Genomic DNA, 8488 nt, shown 5'->3' with positions numbered 1-8488 from the left:
ATTTTATTGGCATAATGAAAATAGAGAAATATAAAAGTAGGTGAAAATGGGGATGACTGAGAAACAATATTCAATGAAAGAAGCGATGATCTTTACTCAGAGAGTTGCTCAACTAAGTAAGGCCTTATGGAAAGCGATTGAGAAAGACTGGCAGCAATGGATTAAGCCTTTTGATTTAAATATTAACGAACATCACATTTTATGGATTGCCTATCACTTAAACGGTGCTTCCATTTCGGATGTGGCTAAGTTTGGCGTCATGCACGTTTCAACAGCATTTAATTTTTCGAAAAAGTTAGAAGAACGAGGTTTGCTGCAGTTTTCCAAAAAAGAAAATGATAAACGTAATACGTATATTCAGCTTACTGAAGCAGGAGAAAGTATCTTACTTCAACTAATGGAAACCTATGAGCCAAATGCCAATGCGGTTTTTTCTGGTGCTTTGCCCCTACGTGAATTATACGGTAAGTTTCCAGAAATTGTTGAAATGATGGCGATCGTCCGCAATATTTATGGTGAAGATTTTATGGAAATCTTCGAGCGTTCTTTTCATAATATTGAAAGTCGCTTCGTTGAAGAAGATGGGAAGCTAAGAAAATCACAAAATCCTGAGCAAGAGCTGGTTTAATCAGTTTTATAAGTATTTTTCCAACTCTTGAAAAAGGGACAGGCAAATCTTTTGTTTTAAACAAGCATTGATAACGTCTTTAATCTTTAAAGAAGACGGTAATGATGATGATAATTCATGAAAAAGCGGATGGAAGTTTACGTACCCTTCCGCTTTTTGTTCTTCTAATTTTAAGTTCATTTTGTCACATAAAGAAAAAAACTGTCCTGCTTCCTGTTCTGTAATTCCATTTTCAATAATAAGTTTATATAATTCGAGCTTCGGATTGTTGAGTAACTTTAATAATAGCTTTTGATGATATTCAAGAAGGTTTATTCTTTCCATCAATTCATTTTCAGTCATTCACTAGGCCTCTTTTCAGAACTTTTACATTTTTATATATTTATTATTAACCTTTTAAAAGATGGGGTAAACCATTTTAACTTAAAACAGGGAAAATTTTTTTAGAAGAAATTTCCTCCAAAAATAAATTGGGTTCATGGAAACCCCTTAAAGCCTAAAACTCTTCCATTCTTTATGACTATCTTTTTTTTGTAATTTTTGATATTGTAATAAACATAATACGAACATCAGGGAGGGAATCATTGATGATCTCCATTTTTATTGTCTTCGCTATTTTTATCTTGTTTTATGTAAATAAAATGACCAATTCACTTTGTATGCAAAAGGAAATCCCTGAAGAAAACCAACATAAGGTATTTCGTACAATTAATATCCTCATTACGATTCTTCTGATATCATCATACTTGGAAATTTTATATACATAATCCAACTAGAGCTCCAAGCGAAAAAGGATATGTATAATTAACACATAGAAGCGATGAGATTATTTCTCATCGCTTTTAGTTTGTGACTTTATTAATAAACCCAAGAAGCGCCGATGATGATTAATAAGATGAATAGAACTACCACTAACGCAAATCCTGCGCCGTAACCTGCTCCACCAGACATATATTTACCTCCATTCATTAATTGTCTTTTTTGTGCATATTAACACCAACACCAAGAAGCTCCCACTATAATTAATAGTATGAAAAGTACTACAATTAGAGCAAAGCCCGCTCCATATCCGTGGCTCATCGTAATACCTCCTTTTTCATTTACTACGATATACTATTCAATGGGTGGTCATTTCGTTTAGGCACTTCCCATTTTTTTTTGAAAAGTTCAATTTTACCTTTTGTGGAAAATTTCAAATAATAAACATAGTTATTATTTTTGCAGGAGTTACCATTTATGTTATAGTAGAGTTTGTGGACAAGAATATACTGTTTAGGAGAGATTTCATCATGAAAAAATGGATATTAGCCCTTACATTAGCCGGTGGAGTACTTGCATTAAGTGCATGTAACCAAAGTGGTTCTGATACAGTGGCAGAGAGCAAAGTGGGTAATGTTACACAAGAAGAACTCTACAATACAATGAAGGAAAAGTATGGTGATCAAGCCCTTCAGCAACTAGTATATGAAAAAGTTCTATCTAAGAAATACAAGGTGACAGATAAGGAATTAAATGCAAAAATTGATCAATTAAAAACAGATCTAGGTGCAAATTTTGAAACTACCCTCGCACAGTACGGCTATAAAAGCGAAGATGATTTGAAGAAAACAATGAAGTTAGGCATGATGCAGGAAAAAGCTGCCCTTAAAGGCGTTAAGGTAACTGAAAAGGAATTAAAGGATTACTATGATACGTACCAGCCGGAAATTAAAGCTCGCCACATTCTTGTTGCNNGGCAAAAAAATATTCAACAGATGAAGGTTCTAAGGCAAACGGCGGGGATTTAGGCTGGTTTGGTACTGGTAAGATGGATCCTGATTTTGAAAAAGCAGCATATGCACTAAAAGTAAATGAAATTAGCGGTCCAGTTAAGTCGCAATTTGGTTATCATATCATTCAATTAACTGACAAAAAAGAAAAGAAACCATATGCTGAAATGAAGGCCGAAATCGAAACCCAAGTAAAAACTTCAAAATTGACAACAGAAGAAATTAATAAAGCGATGAAGCGTGAACTTGAAGCTGCAGATGTTAAAGTTAGCGACAAGGACTTAAAAGATGCGCTTACTCCTCAAACCGGTACAGAAGCTGCTGCCCAGTAATTAGAACAAAAAGCGGAAACGCCAATAATGGCGCTTCCGCTTTTTTTATTCCCCTGTCGCTTCAAGTCCTTCTTTCTTTTCTCTTTCACGTTCAAGGCGTTTCATATAGATTTCGCCTTCCTGCTCAATGTTTTCCATCTCTAATTGCCGCTCTTCTCTTCCCGTCTTTATCGCCATTAGCGCACTTATCACAATACCAACCACAACAGCATATACCCAAATAGGAATAGTCAATTTATCTTGCTCCTTTCATAGTGGTTGTCCACTTTTACTAAATCATATTCGTTTAATAGGAAATTATGAACTGTTGCGCAAAAAAAATAACCTCAAAAGGAGGTTATTTTACTTATGAAACACCGGCTTATAAAAGGAACGATTCTCCAACGCAAAAATTCTTTCTGTGAATTCACCTGGCTTCACTCTTTCCAAGGCTCGGTCAAGCATATTCATTTTCGCATCAAGATTATCGATATAATGGAGGATTTCTGCTTCTTTAATCATTGGCGGTTTTGGACTTCCCCATTCTGCTTTTCCATGATGACTCAGCACAAGATGTTGGAGGATTAGTACTTCCTCACCAGAAATACCTAGTTCTTCCGCTGCCTTGCCAATTTCATTAACCATAATCGTAATATGCCCTAGTAAATTTCCCTCAATGGTATATACAGTTGAAATCGGCCCTGAAAGTTCCAGTACTTTCCCCATATCGTGTAATATAACCCCTGCATAGAGCAAATCCTTATCAAGGCTTGGATAAAGATTGGCAATGGATTTAGCCAAATCAAGCATACTAACAACATGAAAGGCAAGCCCCGATACAAACTCGTGGTGATTTTTTGTTGCTGCAGGAAACTCTAAAAATTCCTTCTGATGCTTTTTAATTAAATGGCGTGTTATTCTTTGGATATTGGGATTTTTCATATCAAAAATATATTGTGTAAGTTTACCAGCCATTTCTTCCTGGCTAATTGGGGCGGTCTCCAAAAAGTCATCCAACTTTACGCCGTCAGATGGACCTGTTCGTCGAATTTGACGAATTTTCAATTGACTTTTCCCCCGATAATTTTGTACCTCACCTAGTATTTTTACAATACTTTGTGGAGCATAACTCTTTCCATCCTCTTCATTAACATCCCAAAGTTTTGCTTCGATTTCTCCGCTTTTATCCTGAAGAATCAGTGTTAAAAAAGGTTTGCCGTTGCTTGCAATCCCTTTTGTTGAATTTTTTATTAGTAGAAATAATTCTACCTGCTCTCCAATTTCATGCTTTAATATTCCTTTACCCATCACTTTCACGTCCTTCCCATTAGTAAGAGTATAACATATCCTAATATTACTCTATGAAATTATCTGAACAGCACCTTTTTCTAAAAAAAGAACATTTTCCCTTTGAAAAAAGGTCAGTAAATGCTTATGACAAGTAAAAAATAATAGTTGATTTCTTTTCATCCCTTTAAGAAGTTCTAACACCTTTTCCGTCCTTTTCGCATCAAAATTAACAAAACTATCATCGATAATAATTGGAAACTGATATTTTTCATATACTGTAACAGCAAAAGCAAGCCGAATGGCAACGTATAACTGTTCGGTTGTTGCTTGACTTAGTTCATTTGCTTCAAATATGGTATGATCCCTTCTCTCAACTAAGAATCCTGAACCAGAATTTTGTAAATGGATTCTTTGATAGTTTCCATCGGTGAGAAACAACAAATATTCTTCCGCTTTTGAGATCATTCTTGGTAAATGTATGTTCTTATATGTTTCAATCGTATTGGAGAGGATATCTTGCGCTATACAGTAGACAGACCACTCCTTTACTGCCTCTTCTAGTTCATATTTTTTCTGTTTGTAGTGATGGAGTATATCTGAGTATATACCGCCCTCTTCCAATATTTGTATCTCATATTTGATGGAAGCATGCTTTTCCTGAAGTTCCTTAAGTTTAACTTCCCATTCATGAACCTGCTGATTACATTCGGCCACTAATTCTGTGCTTTGACGCATTTGGAGAAAAGTTTCCCTTTCTACTTCTGAGAGATTAGAGTATTGCAGTTGACTCTGTAGTGAGTTAAGTTTTTCTAACAGTTGTCCTTGCTTTTCTGCTTTTGCACCAAGTTCGTAAAATTGTTGTTCTGTTTCCACATTTGCTGATGAGATAAGGGCATGAAATTCCGCTTGGAGATGCTTAAACGCTTGTACTTTTTGCTTTAAATCGGCTTCGAGATCGCTAAGTTTCACCTTTCGCTCCTGACTCACGATTTGCTTACCATGCTCCTCCTTTAACTTATTACGCAGTAAATAGGCAGCGTTATACAAGTCCAAGCCCTTTTCACTTAAATAAAGGTTTGAAAAATGGTTCAACCCTTTTACTATTTTTTCCTGTTGCTGCTCTATTTGTTGAAGTCTTAACTGATATTGTTTTTTCTCTCTACTAATCAACTTAAACTGTTCAATCAGTTTGAATGCTTCTAGTAAAAAGTACTCTGCAATATACTCAGGTATTCTTAGTTCATGACTGATGGAAGCAAGCTTTTCATTCGTTTGGGCGGTCTCCAACTCCCATTGTTCAAATTTAGCAATGATCTTTTCATATTGAGAATGTTGATGTTTCAACTTCACTTTTACGGTCTGAAGGTCTGCTCTTCTCTGATTATCCAAGGCTAATTGTTCTTCTAGCTTTGAGATTTCTATAAATTGGGCTGATTGCAGTTTTTGCTTTAACCGCTCTTCCTTTTCTTTTAACCCTATTAACGTTTGATTTAGCTCAGCATCTTTCGGCACCGTATTCTTTTTTGTCATCAGGATGACAAGTAACATACAACTGAGAACACCTATTGTGAATAAAAACCACTGCTTTGTAGCTATCCCATAAACTGTTAAGGCAATTAAAATAACCTCAAACAGTAAATACTGAAGTTTCTTTTGTTTCCTTTCCCTTTCCACTGCTGCTTTATCACTTTCATTGAACTGTAGATAAAAGTCTATTTTGTCACGCAGGGTTCTTAATTCCCTTTCTATGCTCTCTTTATCATTGCTCGAATTTACCTTCTCTTCCAGTGCCAGCCGTTCCTGTTTTGTAAGAACCTGTCTCTCTGAAGACCGAACCTCTTTTTCGATTTCCTCTAATCTGCCTTTTTCTTCTTGATACTGATTCTCTAACTCTTCCTTAACTTCTTTTAGCTTTTGTATTTTCTGTGATACTACTTCAACCTGATTTTTCATATAAATATTTGTATTTAAAGCAAAGATTTCTTCTTCATCTATATTTAAATGAAGTTTTTCCCTAGTAATCGACAACTCTTCTTCAAAGGCTAAAAGTTTTGTTTCACATTGCAATTTTTCCTGCTTTAATTGGTCGTAGAGAGGTACTTGATCAAGCAAAGCTAAGAGAGCAGGTTCATTTTTTAGAAACGAAAGATTAGGTTGAATCCCCGCTGCTTCATCTTGCAAATTTTCAATTCTTTCGGAAATGCTATTAATCTCTGCCTTATAGGGGTGGATGAGCTGATTTATCTTTTCGATTCTTTCAATTCCACGTACAGGGAATTCGATTTTTCCTAATTCATTCAGCTCTTTCTTTGTCCCCTTTTCATCTTTGACAATGGATTCTATTCTTTTCCATTCATTTAGTTTTTCTATTTTCTCTCTTATCTCCTGCAACGAACGGTTTACTGCCTTCATTTCCTTTTCAAGCGTTTCTTTCTTTTCTACTAGGTTTGTATAATCTCTATTTCTGGCTTCAGCTGCTTTCAATTCTTTATTTATTTCATGGATGGCTTGTAACTTTTCATTCAATAAGGGTTTCTTCCCAGATGGCTTAAAACGAGCATCGAGCTCTTTCTGCAGAACAGCTTCGGTTTTTGATAACCTTTCTGTTCCTAATGTCCCCGCGGAAAACAAAAATTTGCCAATCTCTTCACTTTTCATCTGATGAATATTTTGTAATCCCTGCAAATTAAAAGAAAAAATAGATTGAAATAGGCTTTTATCAAAGTTTGCTGTTAATTCCTTAAGAAGTTCTTCGCCGCCCATCTTGCCATTGTCCATAAAGACCTTAACATCACCCGCTGCTTTTCCCTTTACTCGTTCAATTACAGCACCGCCATGTATTTCATGGAGAATTCGGATTTTACCACCATATTTAGTACTGTGTTTTGGCTCATAGCGGAGTTCGGTTGTTTGTTGTTTTGTAGGGAAGCCGAAAATAATTGCATGGATAAAAGCCATAATCGTGGACTTCCCAGCTTCATTTTCACCATAGAAAACTTGAAAATCGTGAAGGTCAGTAATTTCAACATTCTCTAATTGGCCAAATCCATATATATGCATCTCAAGAATTTTCAAATCTCTTCACTCCTTCTTCTATGATTGATAAAGTAATTCGAGCAGCAATTTCTCTGCTTTGTTGATTAGCTCTTCTTGATCAGCAGTTGATAACTGACTGATATATTTTCTCCCTAATTGATGTTCGAATAAGGGGGATAGGGCTAGGTCGACATTTGCATAGTTTTCAATTGTTTCAAATAGTTCAGCATAAAAGTTAGCATCTCTTTTCAACTGTTCCTTATCTATTAGCTGCCCTTCAATAACAATTAAGTCAACAATCCATACGAAGGATTCCTCTTCTTTTTCATTCTCTAAAAGGAGTTCTAACAGTTCGCCCTTCAAGCTTCTTTGTTCACGCTCATCTGCTAGTACAATATTTTTCAGGGAAAGTGATAATAACGTTCCTTTTTGTTCCTTCCGAAAACTATTGATGGTTGTTTGGCATAATTGTAAAACATCATGGAAATTTTTGGCTGAAGCAGCATCAACCATTGTTTCTTCCCAAATAATATCGGCTGTTTCTAAAAAATTTATTTTCTTATCAAGATCAGTCAATGTTACATGGTAAATACCTTTCACGCCTGTTTCTTTCTTATTCCTGCCTTGAATATTACCTGGATAAATAATAGGTGGCGATTCTGATAGGACAGCTCGTTTATGAATATGTCCTAAAGCCCAGTAATCAAATTCTTTCTTATGTAAATCACTAACTGAAAAAGGGGCATAGTTATCATGATCTACCCCTCCGCTTTCATTTCCATGGAGTATCCCAATATGAAAGTCGGCGCCATCTTTCTTCCGATAATCATCTATTTTTCTATCATAGACATGTCGTGTTGGATAACTAAAACCATAAAGATGGACAATCTCACCTTTCTTTGTATGTAAAACTTTGGTTTCGACCTTGCTATTAAACACATGAACATTTGCTGGCATATTAAGATGTACCCATGATCCGTTTAAATGGTCGTGATTGCCGTGGATGACATAAACATGAATCTCGTTTTCTGCCAACTTAAGCATCTCTGTCCGAAACCGGGATTGTGCCCGCAGGCTGCGGTCCTCTCCGTCAAATAGATCGCCTGCTAGAATAACAAAGTCGACCTGATGATGAATTGCGGCCTCAGTAACCTTTTTTAAAGCCGTAAAGGTGCTCTCTTTAACTCGGGTAAAGATGTTTTGGGGCAAGTACTTTAATCCGACCATTGGGCTATCCAAGTGCAGGTCCGCTGCATGAATGAATGATATTCTTTTCATAAGACATTCCTTTCCGCTTCTTTTCTTCATTGTAGCACCACAGAAATACGAATGCACGTTCTTGTCGGTTATTTATTGAAAAAAAAGAGCATTTACCGCTTGGTAAATACTTAGATTGTCTAGGCGGGGTATATTTAATTGATTGTTTCTGCTAATGGACCTGTTGATTGGAGCGG

The 8488-nt window shown here is 36.0% G+C and carries 9 protein-coding genes and 1 pseudogene; 3 read left to right on the top strand and 7 right to left on the bottom strand.

The window, feature by feature from the left end:
- The first annotated feature begins 52 nt into the window (after nt 1-52).
- Nucleotides 53-628 carry an HTH-type transcriptional regulator Hpr gene (locus V7659_RS05155; RefSeq protein ID WP_335453259.1) on the top strand — a complete coding sequence of 192 codons (576 nt, stop codon included), beginning with the start codon at nt 53-55 and terminating at the stop codon, nt 626-628.
- A 6-nt stretch (nt 629-634) separates the two neighbouring features.
- Here V7659_RS05155 and V7659_RS05150 read toward each other — a convergent pair whose 3' ends face one another.
- Nucleotides 635-970, bottom strand: a complete 336-nt coding sequence (locus V7659_RS05150; protein WP_283877950.1) for a DUF1878 family protein — start codon at nt 968-970, stop codon at nt 635-637.
- A gap of 245 nt (nt 971-1215) precedes the next feature.
- Between V7659_RS05150 and V7659_RS05145 the strand changes: the two genes are divergently transcribed.
- Entirely contained in the window at nt 1216-1395 is a 180-nt protein-coding gene (locus V7659_RS05145) for a hypothetical protein (RefSeq protein WP_026566065.1), read from the top strand.
- A gap of 91 nt (nt 1396-1486) precedes the next feature.
- On the opposite strand, the gene V7659_RS05140 is transcribed toward V7659_RS05145, so the two are convergent.
- Together V7659_RS05140 and V7659_RS05135 are read right to left on the bottom strand one after the other, a co-directional pair.
- Nucleotides 1487-1579, bottom strand: coding sequence for a YjcZ family sporulation protein (locus tag V7659_RS05140; RefSeq protein ID WP_026566064.1), 93 nt, complete (start codon nt 1577-1579; stop codon nt 1487-1489).
- Between the two features lie 39 nt (nt 1580-1618).
- Nucleotides 1619-1708 (bottom strand): YjcZ family sporulation protein, encoded by a 90-nt coding sequence (locus V7659_RS05135; RefSeq protein WP_035445724.1) that lies wholly within the window; start codon nt 1706-1708, stop codon nt 1619-1621.
- 209 nt (nt 1709-1917) lie between these two features.
- Here V7659_RS05135 and V7659_RS05130 point away from each other — a divergent pair.
- Nucleotides 1918-2729, top strand: a pseudogene (locus V7659_RS05130) (peptidylprolyl isomerase).
- Between the two features lie 45 nt (nt 2730-2774).
- Here the strand turns inward: V7659_RS05130 and V7659_RS05125 are convergent.
- The 4 genes from V7659_RS05125 to V7659_RS05110 all read right to left on the bottom strand — a co-directional run bounded on the left by V7659_RS05125 (nt 2775) and on the right by V7659_RS05110 (nt 8312).
- Nucleotides 2775-2963, bottom strand: coding sequence for a sporulation YhaL family protein (locus V7659_RS05125; RefSeq protein WP_335453249.1), 189 nt, complete (start codon nt 2961-2963; stop codon nt 2775-2777).
- Nucleotides 2964-3071: 108 nt separating this feature from the next.
- Nucleotides 3072-4016, bottom strand: a complete 945-nt coding sequence (yhaM, locus tag V7659_RS05120) for a 3'-5' exoribonuclease YhaM (protein ID WP_335453246.1) — start codon at nt 4014-4016, stop codon at nt 3072-3074.
- A 51-nt stretch (nt 4017-4067) separates the two neighbouring features.
- Nucleotides 4068-7073, bottom strand: coding sequence for an ATP-binding protein (locus V7659_RS05115; protein ID WP_335453244.1), 3006 nt, complete (start codon nt 7071-7073; stop codon nt 4068-4070).
- Nucleotides 7074-7091: 18 nt separating this feature from the next.
- Nucleotides 7092-8312, bottom strand: coding sequence for a metallophosphoesterase family protein (locus V7659_RS05110; RefSeq protein ID WP_335453241.1), 1221 nt, complete (start codon nt 8310-8312; stop codon nt 7092-7094).
- Between the last annotated feature and the right edge of the window lie 176 nt (nt 8313-8488).

The organism is Neobacillus drentensis, assembly GCF_036966985.1.
Classification (GTDB): Bacteria; Bacillota; Bacilli; order Bacillales; family Cytobacillaceae; genus Neobacillus; species Neobacillus drentensis_E.
This window is presented reverse-complemented; position numbering and strand designations above follow the sequence as displayed.

What these genes read in the sequence shown, in the direction of transcription:
- V7659_RS05150 (WP_283877950.1), bottom strand. Translation starts at nt 970, where the DNA reads ATGACTGAAAATGAATTGATGGAAAGAATAAACCTTCTTGAATATCAT.
- V7659_RS05145 (WP_026566065.1), top strand. Translation starts at nt 1,216, where the DNA reads ATGATCTCCATTTTTATTGTCTTCGCTATTTTTATCTTGTTTTATGTA.
- V7659_RS05135 (WP_035445724.1), bottom strand. Translation starts at nt 1,708, where the DNA reads ATGAGCCACGGATATGGAGCGGGCTTTGCTCTAATTGTAGTACTTTTC.
- V7659_RS05110 (WP_335453241.1), bottom strand. Translation starts at nt 8,312, where the DNA reads ATGAAAAGAATATCATTCATTCATGCAGCGGACCTGCACTTGGATAGC.
- V7659_RS05155 (WP_335453259.1), top strand. Translation starts at nt 53, where the DNA reads ATGACTGAGAAACAATATTCAATGAAAGAAGCGATGATCTTTACTCAG.
- yhaM (WP_335453246.1), bottom strand. Translation starts at nt 4,016, where the DNA reads ATGGGTAAAGGAATATTAAAGCATGAAATTGGAGAGCAGGTAGAATTA.
- V7659_RS05140 (WP_026566064.1), bottom strand. Translation starts at nt 1,579, where the DNA reads ATGTCTGGTGGAGCAGGTTACGGCGCAGGATTTGCGTTAGTGGTAGTT.